Source organism: Microbacterium sp. T3-8, from assembly GCF_055398145.1.
On record NZ_AP027918.1, the window covers coordinates 1,003,098 to 1,021,936 of the forward strand.

Here is an 18,839-nt window from a genome sequence, read left to right on the forward strand (position 1 = left end):
ATGGGATTCTCACCGTGGGGCTTGGGTATCTCCCTGGCGGTGCTGGCTCCCACGTTTCTGCTGTGGGTGCTTCCGCCGCGGTCGCCGCTCCCCCGACCGCGAGTTCCCGGCGTGCTCGCCGTGCTGGAGCGCAGCGGCCAAGCGCTGTGCCTGGTCGTGCCGGCCGTCACGCTCCCCGGCGCGATGAGCGTGTGGTGGGCGGTGCCCGGCGGGCTGGCGCTGGTCGCGTACTACGCCCTGTGGGCACGGTACGTCGTCGAGCGCACCCCGGATTCGCTCTATCGGCGAACGTGGGCGCTGCCGGTACCGATGGCCGCGCTCCCCGTGCTGGTCTACCTCGCTGCGAGTGGGCTGCTGGGCAATCCGTTCATCGCCGCCAGCGCTGTCGTGCTTGCGGCGGGGCACGTGCCGACATCTCTGATCATCGCGAAGGAACTGCGCACGCCACCCGATCGACGCGCGCTCTAGCGAGCCCCACCCCGCACCGCCTCGAACAGCCCGTCGTCGCCGACCTGCCCGCCCTTGAGGAGCACTTCGACGCCGTCGACCGAGGCATCATCGCTGCGGGCACGCAGCACCACCACGTTCGCGCCGGGATTCGCGGCGATCGACAGGCTCGCGATGCCGAGCGAGCGCACGACGCGGCTCGACGTGTCGCCGCCGCAGACGATCAGGCGGCGGGTCGCCCCGGCGCCGAGAGCCCCGCGGATGACGGACGTCGCCGCATCGGCGATCGCCGCCAGTACCTCGGGATGACCGGCGAACGCCGGGGCATCCTCCGACGAGAGGGCGACGCTGCGGCCCGCGCGCAACAGCGCGACGACCTCGGTCTGTGCGTCGGCATCCGGGGCGAGCGGGCGCACTGCCCAGCCGGCCGCCTGCGCGGCGGCGATCTGGCGCCGGGTCTGCGGCGAGCGGCTGCCGGACACGGCCAGCACCGGGCCGCCGGCGGTGCGTTCTTCGGCGAGGGCGGATGCCGGACGCCCGAGCGCGAGCGCCCTGCTGAGTCCGCCCGATCCGATCGCGAAGAGCGGATGCCGTTCAGTACTCAGCTCTTCCAACGCCGTGCCGATCAGCGCGAGATGCGCGTCGTCGATGGCGTCGAGCACGAGAGCGGCCGTGGGGGAGCCGTCGATCTCTGCGGCGAGCGACGACGCCGTCGAGTACCGGGTGAACGGCACACCGTCGATCGGCAGCGGGGTCTGCCGCGAGAGGTGCGCCGCGAGGTCGGAGTCGTCCATCGGCGTCGACGGATGCTGAGACATGGTCGGCTGGCGGTCGAGCCGGTGCACGGTGCCGCCCTCGGCCGCGAAGTGGTGGCCGAAGACCGTGTAGCGGCCGAAGTCGGGCTGGGCGAAGAGCACGGGAACGGTCCGTGAACCGAAGACCTCGCGGCCGATCTCGATCACCCGGCCGAGGCTCCCGACGGTCGGCGAGGAGTCGGCCGTGGAGCACGCCTTGTACTGAACGATGCGGGGCGACAGATCGCGCAGGGCCGTGAGAGCGGGGCGCACTTCGGCATCCAGCGCATCCGGCGAGAGCGAGCGGGCGATGCCGGCGATCCCGACCACCTCGTGGGAGCCGGCGGCATCCGCGAGAGCCGCGGCCGAGGGCGTGCCGATGAACAGGCATCCGCGCACCCCGTGCCGGGCGAACTGCAACAGCACGTCGACGCTGCCGGTGACGTCGTCGCCGTAGTAGGCGACAGCCGGCGGGGACAGCGGCGAATCAGTCACGGACCGCCCCGAAACGCTCGGTCGCCCGACGCAGTTCGGGCGATGTCGCCAGCGCCTGCGCGGTCGTCTCACCGCGCTCGGCCGAGGCCCACGCGGCGCGCATGCTCTCGACGCCGGCCGCGGCGCCGTCGGGATGACCGTGGATGCCGCCGCCCGCGAGCACGAGCAGGTCCGACGACCCGACCGCGCGACGGGTCGCATGGGCGAGCCCTCCCCACTGGCCCGACGACAGCACCGGCACCGTGTCGCCCACCCCGTCGAGCGGCGTGCGCACGTCGGCGATCGACGCGAGCACCTCGTCGTCGGACTCGTAGAACTTGTTCGAGATGCCATTGGTGTGCAGATGGTCGGCGCCGCTGAGCCGCGCGAGCTTCTGCCAGGCTCGGAACGAGAAGCCGACCTGCGGGGAACGGCTGATCGCGCCGAACATCGCGCGGTGGCCGTGGATCGGCACCTGCGTGAAGCGCCGCACGTGCGCGAGGCCCGCGAGCCCCACCATGTTGATGCACACCATGACGCAGGTGCCCCCGGCGGCGACCACGAGGTCGTGGTTCTGCTCGAGCAGATGGATGTCGTCGGTGATGTTGAACGCGTACATGGGCATGCGCCCCGTGCGGTCGGCGTAGCGTTTCAGCACCGGCATAACGGCGGCCACGCGCTCGGCGAGCGGCGCGGTGGGGCCGTTGCCCTGCAGCTCGTCGTCCTTGATGAAGTCCACGCCCGCCTCGGCCAGCTCTCCCACCACCTCGGCAAGGTCCGACGGCGAAAGACCGATGCTCGGCTTCACGATCGTGCCGATCAGCGCGCCGTCCGGGCGTCCCATCCGCTCGCGCGTGCCGGCGAGTCCGAAGCGGGGGCCGCCGTAGCGCTCGCCGAAGGCCGCGGGGAGGTCGAGGTCCACCAGCTTGACGGCCGCGAGCTCCTTGATCTCGAACAGGTTGCCGGCGACGGCCGCCTGCAGGTTCGGGATCGACGGCCCGAAGTTGTCGAGCGGAAAGCGCAGACGCATCCGTGCGCGCCGCCGCTGCGCCGGGTCACCGACGGTGCCGGGCAGGGCGCTGTCGCCGGTGAGGGGCAGCTCCTCGAGGTCGACGACCTGCGCCGCGAAGCGGGCGCGCAGATCGTCGGATTCGCGCTCGACCCGCACGAAGGTGCCGGTCGACTGCTCTCCGGCGAGGGTCTCGGCGGCCTGCTGCAGCGGCAGAGAGGTCTCGATGACGTATGTCGCGGTGACGTGGGCCGCGGTGACGTGGTCGCTCATCGGGTCACCAGACGATCGGGAGCCAGACCGACATCTCGCCCGGGCCGCGATTGCCCCACGCGAAGTACGGCACGAGCCGGGTCGGGATCTCGACGAGCGGCGCCGCGTCGATGTCGGCGTAGAGGGCGTCTTCGGAGGTGCCGGGAATGGCCTGGAGCGTCGTGGTCACGGCGAGAAGGCGCTGCCCGTCGATCTCGATCCGTTCGGTGCCGAACGTCGCACCGCGGCGCAGCGCAGCCTGTTCGAGCAGAACGTCATCGGGGAGGTCGGCCTCCTCGACGCAGTAGACGACCGGACCGCGCTGCACGGCGACCTGGTTCGCGGCCTCCTCGGCGAGGCGGTGGGCGCGCAGCACGCGCACCGGCATCGGCAGATCGAGCACGATCTCGTCACCGACCGCGAGGGGCCGATCGATCCGCGTGTAGGTTCCGGGAGCGCTCGCCGCGACGGGTTCGCCCGCGACCGTGAGCGCGGCATCCGACGACCATCCGGGGATGCGCAGGTGCACGGGCAGTCCGCCCGCTTCGACCGCGGTCACGGTGAAGACGATCCGTCCATCCCACGGGTAGTCGCTGTGTTCGGTGAGCGCGAGCATCCGCCCGTCGTCGAGCACGGCGCGCAGTTCGCTGCCGCCGTACTGGTGCACGTGCAGACCGGCGTCCGAGACGGATGCCGCGCGCTCGTGCCACCGCGAGAGTGTCCTGGCCGTGTTCGGCGGACAGCAGAAGCAGCTGAGGTACCGCTCGCGCAGACGCTCGTCGGACTTCGGCGGGGCGGGCACCGGGTGCAGGCCCGTGTCGCCCGCACGACGCAGCTCGAAGGGCAGCTCGCGCACCTGACGCAGCGGGTTCGTGTAGAAGTACGAGGTGCCGTCGAGGCTGATCCCGGCGAGCAGCGCGTTGAACGCGATCTGCTCGATCACATCGGCGAAGCGCGCCTCGCCGGTGAGCGCCAGCATCCGCTCAGCCCAGAGGATCATGCCGATGTTCGCGCACGACTCGGCGTGCGCGGTGGTGTGAGGCAGCTGATACGCGCGGCCGTAGGCCTGGTGCACGCGGCTGATCTGCTCCTGCCAGGGATGCCCGTCGGGCGAGGCGCCGTCGTAGAGCGCGCCGCAACCTCCGGTGATGTAGAGCTTGGTGTCGATCACGTCGTCCCAGAGGCGCGTGAGCACCTCGACGATGTCGGCATCGCCGGTCTCGAGGGCGAGGTCGGCGAGCCCGGCGTAGAGGTAGTTCGCCCGCACGGCGTGCCCGGCGACCACGTACTGCTCGCGCACGGGGAGGCGATCCTGGTTGTCGTCGCCACCCTGGAAGTCGTCGCGCACGCGCAGGAACGACTGGGCGAGCCCGAGCCAGCGGCGGTCGTCGGTCGCGCGGTACAGCTCGATCACGGCCATGTAGTGCGAGGGGCAGATCGCGCTGCGGGCGAGCTCGACCGGCTTGTTCTCGGCGAGATCCTCGAGGTACCCGGCGGCGCGCACGGCGACGTCGAGCAGCAGCGGCGATCCGGTGACCTCGTGATGCCGCACGCACATCGTGATGAGGTGGCCGAGGTTGTAGGTCTCGAAGTGGAACCTGTCGGCGAGGTCTGTGGCCGCCACCGGCCCGAGCGCCGCGATCAGCGTGGGCGTGTGCAGGTACCCGTCGGCGCGCTGCACCGAGGCGATGAGTCGCGCCAGTTCGTCGATCGTCTCGGCGAGGGCCGGATCGGAGCGCACCTCGAGCTGGGCGATCGCGGCTTCCATCCACTTGTAGAAGTCGCCGTCCATGAAGGGCGGTCCGACGTGCTCGCCCTGCTCGAGGCCGGCGGCGATGCGGAAGTTGCGCAACCCCGCGCTCACGGCGGGATCGCGGAGCGAGTCCCACATCGACGGAACGGTGACGTCGCGGGTGCGCTCCTGCACGGCGCCCCAGAAACCGCTCGCCCAGCGAGCGTGGTCGGTGCCGAGCGGAGTCAGCGTGCGCGGTCGTGTGCCGGTGGTCATCGGGCGTCCTCCGGGGTCGCGGTGCGGGTATCGGGATCGTCGTTCGCGAGCAGCTCGGCGAGTCGTGCGACCCCCGGCGCGATGCTGGTGAGCACCGGCACGGTGACGCGGGCGCTCTCGGCCGCCGAGGCCATCGAGGCCTGGGCGAGCACGACGACGTCGGCGTGGGCGGCCAGGCGTTCGATCGCAGCGGCGACGAGTGCGTCGTGCTGCGGGCGATCCCCTTCCGAGACTGCGACGAACGCCCCGTCGACGACCTCGTCGAGGATCGTCGGCTCGACACCGGCGATCGCGGCGCGCTCGCGCAGCAGCGCGACGGTCGGGGCGAGGGTGGTCGGGAGGGTGGCGATCACGGCGATGCGTTCGCCCGTGGCGACGGCCCGATCGGCCATCGCCTCGTCGATGCGCAGCACGGGGATGCCGGCACGCTCGGCGGTGGGAGCCGCGTAGCCCGAGATCGACGAGCACGTGAGCATGACGACGTCGGCTCCGCCCTCGCGCGCGGCGCCGGCGAGGTGCGCGAGACGGTCGGCGACGGATGCCGCGCGCTCCGCGTCGCCCAGATCGGCGACGATCCGGTCGTCGAGGTAGTTCACGAACGTCGCGTCGGGCAGGGCCGCGCGGGCGGCGTCGACGACCGGGGCGATCACGACGGCCCCGGTGTGCAGGAAGGCGACGCGGGTCATGCGGTCACCTCCGCGGCGGAGTCGGTGGCGTCGGCATCCGCTCTGTCGAGCGTGACGGAACGCGTGTGCGTGCCGTGCCCGACCTCTTCCTCGGGCTGCCCCGGGAGGGCGAGCACGCCGGTGGTGCCGACGGGCAGCTCGGCAGTGACGTGGAGCACGCCCGCGTCGATCCGCCACGAGACCGCGGCCTCGCCGAACGGGGTGCGATGCCGGGCCGACGCCGAGGTGAGCCCGCCGCCGGGGCGCGGCGCGACGCGAATGCGACGGTAACCCGGGGCATCGGCGGCGAGGCCGGCGACGACGCGGTGCATCCAGTCGACCACGGCGCCGAGCGCGTAGTGGTTGAACGAGGTCATCGACCCGGGGTTCACCGAGCCGTCGGGGCGCATCGAGTCCCAGCGCTCCCAGACCGTCGTCGCGCCCATGCCCACCTGGTACAGCCACGACGGGCACTCCTTCTCGAGGAGAAGGTCGTAGGCGGCGTCGAGCTGACCGTTCGCGCTGAGGGCGTCGGTCACGAGCGGCGTGCCCACGAACCCGGTGCCGATGCGGTTGCCCCCGGCCCGCACGAGAGCGGCGAGCCGGGCGGCGGCGGGGGCGCGCAGCTCGTCGGGGAGCAGGTCGAACTCGAGGGCGAGAGCGTAGGCGGTCTGCGCGTCGGAGGTCATCCGCCCGTCGTCGCCCACATAGGCGCCGATGAACGCCGCCTTCGCCCCGGCGGCGAGGGCGGTGTAGTGCGCGGCATCCGTCGTCTCGCCCAGCGTCGCGGCCATGTCGGCGACCAGCCGTGCCGAGTACGCGAAGTAGCCCGAGGCGACGAGGTAGCGATCGGTGAGGGCGTCGGCCGGGTCGTGCGGGGGAGCAGCAGGGTCGAGCCAGTCGCCGAGCTGGAACCCGGTGTCCCACAACCGCGAGGGACCCGCGATCTCGGCCTGCAGGTCGACCCACGCGCGGGCGCTGTCGAACTGCGCGCGCAGCACGCCCTCATCGCCGAAGCGGCGGTGCAGGGTCCACGGCACGATGGTCGCGGCATCGCCCCAGGCGGCACCCGGGCGCTGCGGGGTCCACATGGTGTCGGCCGGGATGACGGGCACGTACCAGGGCACGGTGCCGTCGGGCAGTTGCTCGGCCTCCAGGTCGCGCAGCCAGCCGGCGAGCATGCCGGAGGAGTCGTACAGGAAGGATGCTGCCGGCGCGAACACCTGGATGTCGCCGGTCCATCCCAGGCGCTCGTCGCGCTGCGGGCAATCGGAGGGGATGTCGACGAAGTTTCCCCGCATGCCCCAGACGACGTTCTCGTGCAGGCGGTCGAGCTGGGGGTTCGAGGATTCGAACCAGCCCGTGCGCTCCATGTCGGTGTGCAGCACGCGGGCGACGAGAGCGCCGGCCGCGGCATCCGCATCGATGTCGCCGGGCCAGCCGTCGACCTCCACGTAGCGGAAGCCGTGATAGGTGAAGCGCGGTTCCCACTCCTCGCCCTCGGGGCGCCCGGCGAACGTGTAGACGTCGGTCGAGACCGCGTCGCGCAGCGGGCGCGTGTAGAGCTCGTCGTCCTGCAGCACCTCGGCGGTGCGGAGCGTCACGGTCGTGCCCGCGGCGGCCGTGGAGCGCAGGCGCACGACGCCGACGAGGTTCTGCCCGAAGTCGAGCACGCGCTTGCCGGCCGGGGTGCGCAGCACGGTGACCGGGTGCACCTCCTCGGTCACGCGCACGGGCGGGCCGGTCGGTGCCAGGAGCGTCGCGGGGTCGCGGCGGCGCAGCTGCACGCGCTGCCAGTCGCCGTCGTCGTACCCCGCGCGGCTCCACCCCGGCAGCTCCTCGCGGGCGTCGTAGGTTTCGCCGTCGTAGATTCCCGAGTGCAGGATCGGGCTCGGCGCCGACCGCCACCGCGTGTCGGTTGCGACGGTCTCGGTCGTGCCGTCGGCGTAGGTGAGCTCGAGCTGACCGATGAAGGAGAGATCGTCGCCGAAGACGTTGCGGAAGCCGCCGCGCCACCCGAGACGACCGCGGTACCAGCCGTCGCCGAGCCACGCGCCGATCGCGTTGTCGCCCTCGGCGAGCAGGTCTGTCACGTCGTAGGTGTAGTAGCGCAGGCGCTCGCGGTAGACGGTCCAGCCGGGGGAGAGCACGTCGGTGCCGACACGCTCGCCGTTGATCTCGGCCTGGTAGAGACCGTGGGCCGACGCATAGAGGCGGGCGCGCACGAGGTCGGGGCGCACGGTGAAGTCGCGGCGGACGAGCGCGGGCCGGCGGTCGTCGCGCATCGGGTTCTCGTTCCAGATCGCGCCGATGGGGCCCGCGGTCCAATCCTCGGGGTGCAGCAGTCCGGTCTCGACCGTGGCCCAGGGGCTCGGGTCGCTCCATTCGCCGTCGGTGCCGCGCACCCGCACGCGCACGGATGCCCGGGCGCGCGAGTGGAGTGCCCGACCCGGCCACGGCACGAGCACCTGCGCGTCGGAGTCGATCTCGAAGGTTTCGACGGCGCCATCGGTGTCGATCTCGATGCGGGAGGCGGCGTGCGTCCATCCGGTGGGAGCGGTGTCGATCACCCACGACAGGCGCGGGCGTGACTCGCCGATGCCCAGGGGCTCGCGGTGATGCTCGAAGCGAACGGCGGATACGGTGGCCGGCATTGGACACTCCCAAGATTTCGAAACGTTTCAGAGACGCAGACAAAGCGTTGTCGTAGCGAATCGCGTTAGAATTGTGACGTTTCAATACTAGGGCATGGAGGTCGGCGAGGTCGATCACGTGCCAGACTCGGACGCGGAGGTCCCCCATGGTCATTGCGGTCACAGGAAGCAGCGGCACGCTCGGTCGCGCGACGGTCGAACGACTGCGCGTCGGGGGAGCCGAGGTCATCGGCTTCGACCTCGCCGGCCCCGCCGGGGCGGGCTTCACGCGCGTGGACCTCACCGACTACGGGCAGACGCTCGACGCGCTGCTCGGGGTGACTGCGCGCCATGAGGGCATCGACGCACTCGTGCACCTCGCCGCGATTCCGGTGAACGGGCTCGTGCCCGATGCCGCGACCTTCGAGAACAACGTGCTGGTCTCCTCGCACGTGCTGCTCGCCGCGCATCGCGCCGGCATCCGCACCGTCGTGCTCGCGTCGAGCATCACGGCCATGGGCTTCCCCTTCGAGGTCGCGCCGCCGTCGCTCCCGGTCGACGAGACCTACACGCGCGCGTTCAACACCTACGGCCTCGGCAAGGTCGTCGAAGAGGCGATGGCCGCGCAGCTCGTCGGATGGCATCCGGATGCCTCGATCACCGCGCTGCGCTTCACCAACGTCGTCGCGCCCGAGGCCTACGACACCTTCGCCGCGGCATCCGAGCCCGACTACCGCCGCGACCTGCTGGGGTCGTGGGTCGACGCGCGCGACGGAGCCGAAGCCGTGGCGCTCGCGCTCGAGGCGGCGACCCCCGGGTTCCGCGTCTACAACGTCGCAGCTCCCGAGTCGGGCAATGCGGCGCCCTCGCGCGAGGTCGCGGAACGGTGGTTCCCCGGCGTTCCCGTGGCCGAGGATCTCGCCGAGTTCGGATCGCTCATGTCGACCCGCCGCATCCAGGACGAACTTGGGTTCCGCGCCCGGTACGACTGGCGCTGACGCTTACCTGCTGAGGGGTCAAGACACGCCGCGCGTCCGCGTACGGTCGTGGCGTGTCTTGACCCCTCACGTGCCTTCGTCGCGACCCGCGCCGTCCGGCCAGGCCGCGAGGCACACCTTGTTGCCCGATTGATCGGCAAGGATCCAGGCGGCGGGGGCCTCGGAGTCGTCGACGATCCGACCCCCGGCGGCGACCGCGCGAGCTACACGGTCCTCGATGTGGGCGCGCGAGAGCGATACGTCGACATGCATGGCGTGCCGCAGGGGTTTGGCAGGGTCGAGTTCTTGCATCCATACGGTCGACCCCTGCCCGAGAGGGTCGATGCAGTTGTCGTCGTCCATCGGGGCGTAGCCGAGGACGGTGCGCCAGAACCTGAGGTCGATGGCATCGGGCGCGGCGGCGACCGCGAGTTGGACCTCCTGAACCGCGCGCGGATCTCCGGCGATGCCCTGTCTGCGCGCCATCTCGGAGATCGTACGGGCGAGGCTGGCGTGCGAGCGCTCGGTGGCCCACACCTCGCGGGTGAGCTTGACGGTGAGGCTGTGCGGCGTCGCCGTCAGCACCGTGCGTTCGCCGAGGTCGGGCAGCTCGGCGATGGCGGACGCGAGGCGAGCGGCCTGGGCCAGCGACTCCACGGTGAACACCGCGGTCGGCCCTCCATGGAGGATCACCCAGTCGCCGAGGTCGCCTTCGGACAGGAAAGCGCGCCACCCCTCTTCGCTCATGGTGCACACCCTACGCCGCGCACTGATCGCGCGAAAGGAACCCGTCTACCAGTCCGCGCGCAGCGACCGCACCATGCCCTGGAGCAGGTGGAACGCGACCTGCTGATCGTCGGCGCTCATGCTCGACAGCATCCGTTTCTCGACCGCGCGCACCGCGGCGGTCGCCTGCGCGAGCAGGTCGCGCCCGGCGGGCGTGAGGTCGGTGGGGAGCGCCTTGCCGACCGGGGCTTCGGATGCCCGCACGACGAGCCCCTCGCGTTCGAGCTGCTGCAGCAGCACGTTCATCGACTGCCGGGTGACGAAGGCGCCGCGGGCGAGGTCGGAGTTAGAGAGGCCGGGGCGCTGCGCGAGCAGTTCGAGGCAGGAGTATCGCGTGATGGTCATGTCGAGGGGGCGCAGGGCCTCTTCCATCGCGAATCGCAGGGCGCTCGCGGCCTCCTTCAGTAGATACCCGAGGGAGGTCGGCAGGTGGATGCCGTCTTGACTCATGTCAGTATTCTGACATAGATTGATGCATGTCAGAAAACTGACACGTATCGAAGGAGCATCCCATGCCCGTCACCGGCCCCGACTTCATCTCTCTGCAGACGCGCGACCTCGACGCCTCGCAGGCGTTCTACGAGAAGTACCTCGGCCTCGTTCGCTCGCCCGCCGGGCCTCCGCACGCCGTCGTCTTCACGACCACGCCGATCGCGTTCGCGCTGCGCGACATCGTGCCCGGAACCGATCTCGCCGCAACGGCGCAGCCCGGCATCGGCGTCGCCCTCTGGCTGCACGCGACGGATGTGCAGAGCATCCACGACGCCCTGGTCGCCGATGGGCGCACGATCGTCGCCGCCCCCATCGACGGACCGTTCGGGCGCACCTTCACCTTCGCCGACCCCGACGGCTACCACGTCACCCTCCACGACCGCGCCTGACGCTCTCGGAGGGGACGCTTCGACAGGCTCGGCGACCTCGTCGTAACCCAGGAGTCGAGACACGCCGCTGGCGCGTGGCCGCGCGCGGCGTGTTGTGACCCCTCACCGCCCGGGGGTCGGACGCGAAAGGGGGCGGATGCCGCAGCATCCGCCCCCTTCGTCGTCGCGGGTCTCAGCCCTTGACCGCGCCGGCCGCGAGGCCCTTCATGATGCGCTGGTTGAGGAAGAGGTACATGATCAGGATGCCGAACACCGTCACGCAGATCGCGGCGAACAGCGGGCCGTAGTTGATCGCGCCGTATTCGCCCGAGAAGTTGAGGAGCCCGACCTGGATCGTGTTGAGGCTCCTCTTGCCGCCGAAGACGAGGGCGATGAGCAGGTCGTTCCAGATGAGGAAGAACTGCACGATCGCGACCGTGAAGATCGCGTTCTTCATCATCGGCAGGCCGATCGCGAAGAACGAACGCAGCATCGAGGCGCCATCGATCGTCGCGGCTTCGAAGATCTCGCGGGGGATCGCGCGGAAGTACGTCGCCATCATGAACACCGTGAGCGGAAGGCCGCCCGCGACGTAGATGAGGATCATCGGCAGGTACGAGCCGCTGAGGCCCATCTTCGAGAAGGCGTTGAACAGCGGCAGGATGATCATCTGCCCGGGGATCATGATGCCCGCCAGGAACAGCAGCAGCACCGAGGCGCGGCCCTTGAAGACCATGATCTCGAGCGCGTAGCCCGCCGCCGTGCCGAGCAGCACGATGAACACGAGCGACGGCACCGTGACGATCAGCGAGTTCGTGATCGTGGTGGCGAGGTTGCCGGTCTCCCAGGCGACGGCGTAGTTGTCCCATCGCCAGTTCTCGGGGAGCGTGTACGAGGGGTTGTTGAGGAACTCGTTGTTCGACTTCAGCGAGTTGATGAACATCCAGAACAGCGGGTAGGCCGTCACGATGACGAGCACCGCGATGGTCAGCCAGGTCGGGATCTTGCGCAGGATGCCGAGGGCGATCGCTGCGGGACCGCGGCGGTGCGGGACGAACGCCTTCGCGCTGGGAACGGCCGTCGTGTCGAGTGTGGTGGTCATGATGCTGTCCTCAGACGGTGTTGTCGCGACGCGACGAGCGGAAGATGACGAGCGTGATCAGCAGACACATGATCGTGAGCACGAGGGCGACGGTCGAGCCGTAGCCGAAGTCGCTGTACTGGAACGCCGTGCGGTACATGTACATCGTCAGCGGCGTGGTCGCGTTGCCGGGGCCGCCGCCGGTGAGGGCGAAGACCGAGTCGAAGACCTTGATCGTGCCGTTGATGCTGAAGATCATCGAGGCGAAGAGGATCGGCAGCGACATCGGGAGCACGATGTAGCGGAAGAGGCTGAACGACTTCGCGCCGTCGAGACGGGCCGACTCGATGATCTCGTCGGGGATGTCGAGCAGGCCGGAGAAGACGAGGATGCCGTAGAAGCCGGCGGAGCGCCAGACGTCCATGATGACGATGACGACGAACGCGGTCGCGCCGTCGCCGAGCCAGTCGATGTTGCTGAGGCCGACGTTCACGAGCAGCTCGTTGACGAGGCCGTCGCCGGGGGCCGACTGGAAGAGCTTCTGGTACAGGATGCCGATCGCGACGGTCGGGAGCACGACGGGGAAGAACACCAGAGTGCGGACGATGACCGAGGAGCGGCGGAGCACGAAGTGGTAGAGCAGCGCGAGTCCGAAGCCGAGCACGACCTGGAACAGGGTGGTCAGCAGCGCGTAGCGGATCGTGAACCAGAAGGCGTCGGCGACGTACTGGTCGGAGAAGAGCCGCTGGAAGTTCTCGATGCCGTTGAACTCGAAGCCTTCGAGGATGCTGCCGGTGAAGAACGTGAGGCCGAACGACCAGAGCACGGGGACGATGGTGATGAGCGTATAGATGACCAGTGCCGGCAGGAGCAGCAGCAGGATCGTCTTCCGGTCGCCGAGGACGGACTTCATGCGTGGCGGCCTTTCGGGTGTAGAGGGGGTGAGACGAGAGAACCGGCTCCGCGCACTCCGGGTACGAGTGCGCGGAGCCGGTGCGGATCAACCGGCGTCGAGAGCGTCCTGGACGAGGGTCATGAACTCCTCGGCCGTGAGCTGGCCCGTGACGAGCAGCGCGGCGTTGGTCGACGAGATGTTGCTCGCCTTCGCGTTGAAGAGCGCCTCGAACCACAGCACGCTGTCGGTGCTGGTGGAGATCTCGTCGGCGATCGTCTGCGAGATCGCGGGCAGCTCGACGTCGGCGTCGTCGGCGATGAAGCCGGTGATCTGGCCCTGCTCGAGCGCCTCGTTGCCGTAGTTCTCGGCGATGCAGCCGAGCCAGGCGCCGGTGCCCTCGTTGTAGGCGGCGTTGCTCATCGTGGCCGGCAGGCCGACGTTCGACGGGTAGGCGTCGGGCGTGCCCTTGCCACCCTCGACGGCCGGGAAGTTGAAGAACCCGACGTTGTCGGCGCCGATCTGGTTGCCGTCTCCGTTGATGTTGCCGAGGATCCAGCTGCCCATGTAGATCATGGCGGCCTTGCCCGTGAGGAACTCGTTGTAGGAGCTGTCGATGTCGAGCGAGGTGACGTTCGCGTCGAAGTAGCCTTCGGCGCCGAGGTCGGCGATCGCCTGCGCGGCGGCCACGTACTCGGGGTCGGTCAGCTTGGCGTCGCCGGACGCGACCTTCTCGAGCGCGTCGTCACCGACCGAGCGGAAGAGGTAGCTCGAGATGAGGCGGGTGATGGGCCAGCCCTGCTCGCCGGATGCCGTGAACGGCGTGTAGCCCGCGGCCTTGGCCTCGGCGGCGATGGTGGTGAGGTCGTCCCAGCTCTCGGGGACGTCCCAGCCCTGCTCCTCGAAGATCTGCTTGTTGTACCAGATGCCCTCGATGTTGTACTGGAACGGCAGGAAGTTGAACTCGCCGCCGTAGAGCTTCTTGATGGTCGACACGGCGCCTTCGGCGATCTTGTCGCGCACGCCGAGCTCGGTCAGCTTCTCGTCGAAGTCGACGAGGTAGCCGCCCTTGGCGAGCTTCGCGCCCTCGGAGGGGTTGCCGCCGGCGGAGAAGATCGGGGGCAGTTCGTCCTGCGTGGCGAGCAGCTGCACCTGGGCGTCGAGGTCGGCCTGCGGTGCCGAGTTGAACTCGAGGGGCATAGCCTCTTCTTCGGCGGCGCACTGGTCGCCGGCGAGGGCTTCTAGCACCGGCTGCGTGGTGGTGTTCTCGGAGTTCTTCAGGAACTCGAAGGTGGTCGCACCCGATCCGCTGTCACCGGCGCAGCCGGAGAGGATGAGAACCCCGGCGCTGGCCAGAGCGGCAACGCTGAGGAGCGGCTTGCGAAGGCGCCGCCGTTCTGCTGTGAACACATTTCCTCCTTGAAAGTGATATCTCGTTATTGAGACGTTTCAAAACTGATGTTAGGGGGAGATCTGTGGCCTGTCAAACGAAAACTGTTCTGAGGCGCGGTGAGGAAGTTCGGCGGCCGTCGGGCGGATGCGCAAGGATGAATCCATGAGCATTGAAACGTCACAATCAGCCGCGGTCGACGACGAGGTGGTCGTCGACGACGCGGTCGATCGACTCATCGCCGAGATGAAGCTCGCGCAGAAGACGGCCCAGCTGGTGGGGCTGTGGGCCGGCGCCCGCCGCGACGACAACGCCGCCCCGATGCAGGATCAGCTGATCGCCGACGGCATGCACGTCGAGGAGTTCGCCGCGCACGGCCTCGGCCAGCTCACGCGTCACTGGGGAACCACGCCGATCACGGTCGAGGCGGGCACCGCCGAGCTGCGCCGCCGCCAGAGTGCTCTCACCGAGCGCACCGGCATCCGCGCTCTCGTGCACGAGGAGTGCCTCACCGGCGTCCTCGCCTGGGGAGCGACGACCTACCCGACCCCGCTGGCCTGGGGCGCCGCGTTCGACCCGGCGCTCACCGAACGTCTCAGCCGGCGGATCGGCGAGGACCTGCGCGCGCTCGGCGTGCATCAGGGGCTCGGCCCCGTGCTCGACGTCGTGCGCGACGCCCGTTGGGGACGCGTCGAGGAGTGCATCGCCGAAGACCCGTTCACGGTCGGCGTCGTGGGCAGTGCCTACGTGCGCGGCCTCGAATCGGCGGGGGTGGTCGCCACGCTCAAGCACTTCGCCGGGTACTCGGGGTCGCGGGCGGGCCGCAATCACGCGCCGGTCTCGGTCGGTTTGCGCGAACTCGCCGATGTCCACCTGCCGCCGTTCGAGCGGGCGATCCGCGCGGGGGCCCGCTCGGTCATGAACGCCTACAACGACGTCGACGGGGTTCCGGCCGCGGCATCCGCCGACCTGCTCACCGGCATCCTGCGCGACCGCTGGGGCTTCGACGGCACCGTGGTCGCCGACTACTTCGCCGTGCGGTTCCTCGAGACGATGCACGGGGTCGCCGCCGATGGCGAAGACGCGGCGGTGCTCGCGCTCTCGGCCGGCATCGACGTCGAACTCCCCACCGGCTCCGACTACCTCGCGCCGCTCGTCGCCGCGGTCGAGAGCGGGCGGATCGACGAGTCGCTCGTCGACCGCGCTCTGCGCCGCGTGCTGCGGCAGAAGCGCGATCTGGGGTTGCTGGAGCCGGCCGCACCCGAGGGCGATGCGACCGTCGACCTCGACTCCGCGGCCAATCGCGCGCTCGCGCGCGAGATGGCGGATGCCTCGATCGTGCTGCTCCAGAACGACGGTGTTCTGCCGCTCGATGCAGGGCGCACCCCACGGCTCGCCGTCGTCGGTCCGAACGCCGACCGCTTCGGGGCGGTGTTCGGGTGCTACTCCTTCGTGAAGCACGTGCTGCCCCGGCATCCCGAGGTCGATACGCTGATCGCCGCGCCCACGGTCGCCGAGGCGCTGCGCGGGCGCTGGCCGGGTGAGGTCGATGTCGTCGAGGGCTGCGCCGTCATGGACGACGACGTCTCCGGGATCGACGCGGCGGTCGCGGTCGCGCTCGCCGCGGACGTGGTCGTGGCGGTGATGGGCGACGACTCCGGGATGTTCGGACGCGGCACGTCGGGCGAGGGCTGCGACCGCGAGGACCTGAGTCTGCCCGGGGTGCAGGAGCAGCTGCTCCACGCGCTCGTCGAGACCGGTCGTCCGGTCGTGCTCGTGCTGCTGACCGGTCGCCCCTACGCGCTCGGCGCCGCCGCCGACCGCTGCGCGGCCGTCGTGCAGGCGTTCTTCCCCGGGCAGGAGGGCGGGCCGGCCATCGCGGATGCTCTCCTCGGGGTCACCTCGCCCTCGGGCCGTCTCCCCGTGCAGATGCCCCGGCCGGGCACCCCGCAGCCGGGCAGCTACCTCGCCCCGAAGCTCGGATCGCTCACCGGCGTCAGCTCGGCCGACCCGACGCCGCGGCATCCGTTCGGCCACGGCCTCGGGTACACGACCTTCGTGCGGGACGGACTGAGCGTCGCAGAGACCCGGGTCGCCGTCGACGGCGTCGTCGAGGCCGAGGTCACGGTGCGCAACGCGGGCGACCGCGAGGGAGCCGACGTGCTGCAGGTCTACGCGAGCGACCCGGCGGCGCAGGTCGTGCGTCCTCTCCGCCAGCTCGTCGCGTTCCACAAGGTGCGGTTGGCCCCGGGGGAAGCGCAGACGTGGCGGGTGCGAATCCCCGCTGCCGCCTTCGCCTTCACCGGTGTCGCGGGGCATCGCATCGTCGAACCCGGCCGCATCGTGCTACGGGTGGCCGCGGATGCCGCGGACGAGGGGCAGGCCATCGAGATCGACCTGATCGGAGACGTGCAGCGCGTCGACGCGATCGCCGACGAACCGGTCTGGGAACGCCGTGGCTGAGCGTGCGTGTGCCGCTCCGGGTGCGTCGCAGAGGAGCCGGTAAAGTGACTGATCGATCACCGAGCCGAAGGAGGCCGCGCATGGCCCGAGTCGGAATCCGTGACGTGGCGGTGCTCGCGGGTGTGGCCGTGGGTACCGTGTCGAACTACCTCAACCACCCCGACCGCGTCTCGGCCGACAAGGCCGAGCGCATCCGCGCCGCGATCGACTCGCTCGGGTTCGTGCCCAGCAACGCCGGTCGGCAGTTGCGCCTCGGGGTGAGCAGCGCGATCGGCTACATCGCGCCCGACGTGAGCAACCCGTACTTCGCCGAGATCGCCGAGAGCGTCGAGCTGCGCGCCAGCGAGCTCGGCTTCACCGTGTTCCTCGCCAACTCTCACCGAAGCCGCGATCGCGAGAACGACTACATCCAGCTCTTCGAGCAGTACCGCGTGCAGGGACTCCTCATGTCGTCGCACCTGCCCGTCGAAGACCGCCTCGCGCAGGTGCGCCGTCGCGGCACGCCCTCGGTGCTGGTCGGCCAGCGCGGGCAGTCCGACGAGCAGCCCTCCGTCTCGCTCGACGAGGTCTCGGGCGGGCGCCAGGCGATGCAGCACCTGATCGAGGTCGGATGCCGTCGCCTGCTGTTCGTCGGTGGCCCGCTCGACATCCCGCAGGTCTCGGGGCGTCTGGCCGGTGCGGGCGAGGTCGTGCGCGAGTTCGGGGCGGCGACGCTCGAGGTGATGGACGAGCCCGATCGCACCGTGCGCGGCGGCAAGCGGATCGGGGCGGCGCTGCTCTCGCGCCCGGCGGACATGATGCCCGACGGCATTTTCGCCGCGAACGACCTCCTCGCGCTCGGCATCATGAACGCCCTCGTCGCCGGCGGCGTCGAGGTTCCGCGGCAGACCGCAATCGTCGGCTACGACGATATCGAGTTCGCGGAAGCCTCGCTCATCCCGCTCACGAGCGTCATGGGCCGCCACGACGGCTTCGGCATCGCCGTGGTCGACCTGCTCTTCGACGCGATCGGCGGCAACGCGATCGCCGCGCCGCATCGGATGTTCGAACCCCAGCTCGTGGTGCGCGCGAGCACCGGGAGGGCATGACCGTGGCCGCGAGCATCCGCGACGTCGCCGACCGCGCCGGGGTGTCGGTGGGCACGGTCTCGAACGTGCTCAACCACGTCGACCGCGTCAAAGAGGACTCCGTCCGGCGCGTGCACGAGGCGATTGCCGAGCTCGGGTACGTGCGCAACGACGCCGCCCGTCAACTGCGCGCGGGGCACAGTCTGATGGTCGGCCTGGTGGTGCTCGACGTGCGCAACCCGTTCTTCACCGAGCTCGCCCGCGGCGCCGAGCGCGAAGCTGCCCGACACGGGCTCTCTGTCGTGCTCGCCAACAGTGACGAGGACGTCGCGCAGGAGGCCCGGCACATCGACCTCTTCGAGCAGCAGCGCGTGCGCGGCATCCTGCTCTCGCCCTATCAGGAGGCGGGACCGCGCCTGCGCCGGATGCGCGACCGGGGCATCCCCGCCGTCCTCGTCGACCGGCGCGGCGCCGACGACTCGTTCAGCAGCGTCTCGGTCGACGACGAGACCGGCGGGTACCTCGCGGCTCGCCACCTGCTCGACACCGGGCGTCGCCGCATCCTCTTCGCCGGCGGCCCCCTCGACATGCGTCAGGTGGAAGACCGCCTCGGCGGTGCACGCCGCGCCATCGCGGAGGTGCCCGGCGCCGTGCTCGACACGCTTCCCTCGGCGGCGTCGACGGTCGACGCCGGTCGTCTCGCGGGCGATCAGGTCGCCGCACTCGCGGCGTCGGAACGCCCCGACGCGATCTTCTGCGCCAACGACCTCGTGGCGCTCGGGGTGCTGCAGGGACTGCTGACGAACGGCATCCGCGTGCCCCAGGACGTCGCTCTGATCGGCTTCGACGACATCGACTTCGCGGCGGCTGCGGCCGTGCCCCTCTCGTCGGTGCGGCAACCGAGCAACCTCATGGGCGAGACGGCGATGCGCCTGCTGCTCGAGAGCGCCGACGACCCGGGCCGTGCGCCCGAGCACATCGTGTTCCAGCCCGAACTCGTCGCGCGCGCCTCGACGGCCTGAGCCCTGGCCCGCCCGCGCG

The 18,839-nt window shown here is 70.3% G+C and carries 16 protein-coding genes; 6 read left to right on the forward strand and 10 right to left on the reverse strand.

The window, feature by feature from the left end; translation table 11 throughout:
- On the forward strand, positions 1-468 hold the full coding sequence (locus tag ACZ5Y9_RS04725; protein ID WP_464472418.1) for a hypothetical protein: 468 nt from the start codon (positions 1-3) through the stop codon (positions 466-468).
- Here the strand turns inward: ACZ5Y9_RS04725 and ACZ5Y9_RS04730 are convergent.
- Genes ACZ5Y9_RS04730 through ACZ5Y9_RS04750 form a run of 5 tightly spaced genes read right to left on the reverse strand, consistent with a single transcriptional unit; the run spans position 465 to position 8,303 of the window.
- Positions 465-1,736: a four-carbon acid sugar kinase family protein gene (locus tag ACZ5Y9_RS04730; protein ID WP_464472419.1), complete on the reverse strand. Its 1,272-nt coding sequence runs from the start codon at positions 1,734-1,736 to the stop codon at positions 465-467. The two genes, ACZ5Y9_RS04725 and ACZ5Y9_RS04730, sit on opposite strands and share 4 nt — an antisense overlap.
- A complete protein-coding gene (locus ACZ5Y9_RS04735; protein WP_464472420.1) occupies positions 1,729-2,997 on the reverse strand; it encodes a RuBisCO large subunit C-terminal-like domain-containing protein in 1,269 nt (422 codons plus the stop codon). The genes ACZ5Y9_RS04730 and ACZ5Y9_RS04735 overlap by 8 nt, the downstream gene beginning before the upstream one ends.
- 4 nt (positions 2,998-3,001) lie before the next feature.
- Positions 3,002-4,984: a glycoside hydrolase family 127 protein gene (locus ACZ5Y9_RS04740; protein WP_464472421.1), complete on the reverse strand. Its 1,983-nt coding sequence runs from the start codon at positions 4,982-4,984 to the stop codon at positions 3,002-3,004.
- Positions 4,981-5,670, reverse strand: coding sequence for an aspartate/glutamate racemase family protein (locus ACZ5Y9_RS04745; RefSeq protein WP_464472422.1), 690 nt, complete (start codon positions 5,668-5,670; stop codon positions 4,981-4,983). Before ACZ5Y9_RS04745 ends, ACZ5Y9_RS04740 begins: the two co-directional genes overlap by 4 nt.
- Positions 5,667-8,303, reverse strand: coding sequence for a family 78 glycoside hydrolase catalytic domain (locus ACZ5Y9_RS04750; protein WP_464472423.1), 2,637 nt, complete (start codon positions 8,301-8,303; stop codon positions 5,667-5,669). The genes ACZ5Y9_RS04745 and ACZ5Y9_RS04750 overlap by 4 nt, the downstream gene beginning before the upstream one ends.
- Positions 8,304-8,449: 146 nt before the next feature.
- Between ACZ5Y9_RS04750 and ACZ5Y9_RS04755 the strand changes: the two genes are divergently transcribed.
- Positions 8,450-9,280: an NAD-dependent epimerase/dehydratase family protein gene (locus tag ACZ5Y9_RS04755; protein ID WP_247623447.1), complete on the forward strand. Its 831-nt coding sequence runs from the start codon at positions 8,450-8,452 to the stop codon at positions 9,278-9,280.
- A gap of 66 nt (positions 9,281-9,346) precedes the next feature.
- On the opposite strand, the gene ACZ5Y9_RS04760 is transcribed toward ACZ5Y9_RS04755, so the two are convergent.
- Entirely contained in the window at positions 9,347-10,006 is a 660-nt protein-coding gene (locus ACZ5Y9_RS04760) for a VOC family protein (protein WP_464472424.1), read from the reverse strand.
- Positions 10,007-10,051: 45 nt separating this feature from the next.
- Positions 10,052-10,495, reverse strand: coding sequence for a MarR family winged helix-turn-helix transcriptional regulator (locus ACZ5Y9_RS04765; RefSeq protein ID WP_464472425.1), 444 nt, complete (start codon positions 10,493-10,495; stop codon positions 10,052-10,054).
- Positions 10,496-10,557: 62 nt separating this feature from the next.
- Between ACZ5Y9_RS04765 and ACZ5Y9_RS04770 the strand changes: the two genes are divergently transcribed.
- Entirely contained in the window at positions 10,558-10,926 is a 369-nt protein-coding gene (locus ACZ5Y9_RS04770; RefSeq protein ID WP_404597711.1) for a VOC family protein, read from the forward strand.
- Positions 10,927-11,098: 172 nt separating this feature from the next.
- On the opposite strand, the gene ACZ5Y9_RS04775 is transcribed toward ACZ5Y9_RS04770, so the two are convergent.
- The 3 genes from ACZ5Y9_RS04775 to ACZ5Y9_RS04785 all read right to left on the reverse strand — a co-directional run bounded on the left by ACZ5Y9_RS04775 (position 11,099) and on the right by ACZ5Y9_RS04785 (position 14,288).
- The gene (locus tag ACZ5Y9_RS04775; RefSeq protein WP_247623444.1) at positions 11,099-12,007 is read right to left on the reverse strand and encodes a carbohydrate ABC transporter permease; all 909 of its coding nucleotides are present in this window, start codon (positions 12,005-12,007) and stop codon (positions 11,099-11,101) included.
- A 10-nt stretch (positions 12,008-12,017) separates the two neighbouring features.
- Complete coding sequence (locus ACZ5Y9_RS04780) at positions 12,018-12,899, reverse strand: carbohydrate ABC transporter permease (protein WP_247623443.1); 882 nt, start codon at positions 12,897-12,899, stop codon at positions 12,018-12,020.
- A gap of 87 nt (positions 12,900-12,986) precedes the next feature.
- Positions 12,987-14,288: an ABC transporter substrate-binding protein gene (locus tag ACZ5Y9_RS04785; protein ID WP_247623442.1), complete on the reverse strand. Its 1,302-nt coding sequence runs from the start codon at positions 14,286-14,288 to the stop codon at positions 12,987-12,989.
- A 145-nt stretch (positions 14,289-14,433) separates the two neighbouring features.
- Here ACZ5Y9_RS04785 and ACZ5Y9_RS04790 point away from each other — a divergent pair, with 145 nt between their 5' ends.
- The 3 genes from ACZ5Y9_RS04790 to ACZ5Y9_RS04800 all read left to right on the forward strand — a co-directional run bounded on the left by ACZ5Y9_RS04790 (position 14,434) and on the right by ACZ5Y9_RS04800 (position 18,820).
- Positions 14,434-16,731, forward strand: coding sequence for a beta-glucosidase (locus ACZ5Y9_RS04790; RefSeq protein ID WP_464472426.1), 2,298 nt, complete (start codon positions 14,434-14,436; stop codon positions 16,729-16,731).
- Between the two features lie 80 nt (positions 16,732-16,811).
- Positions 16,812-17,819 carry a LacI family DNA-binding transcriptional regulator gene (locus ACZ5Y9_RS04795; RefSeq protein WP_247632905.1) on the forward strand — a complete coding sequence of 336 codons (1,008 nt, stop codon included), beginning with the start codon at positions 16,812-16,814 and terminating at the stop codon, positions 17,817-17,819.
- Complete coding sequence (locus tag ACZ5Y9_RS04800) at positions 17,816-18,820, forward strand: LacI family DNA-binding transcriptional regulator (RefSeq protein ID WP_247632904.1); 1,005 nt, start codon at positions 17,816-17,818, stop codon at positions 18,818-18,820. The genes ACZ5Y9_RS04795 and ACZ5Y9_RS04800 overlap by 4 nt, the downstream gene beginning before the upstream one ends.
- Positions 18,821-18,839 lie beyond the last annotated feature (19 nt).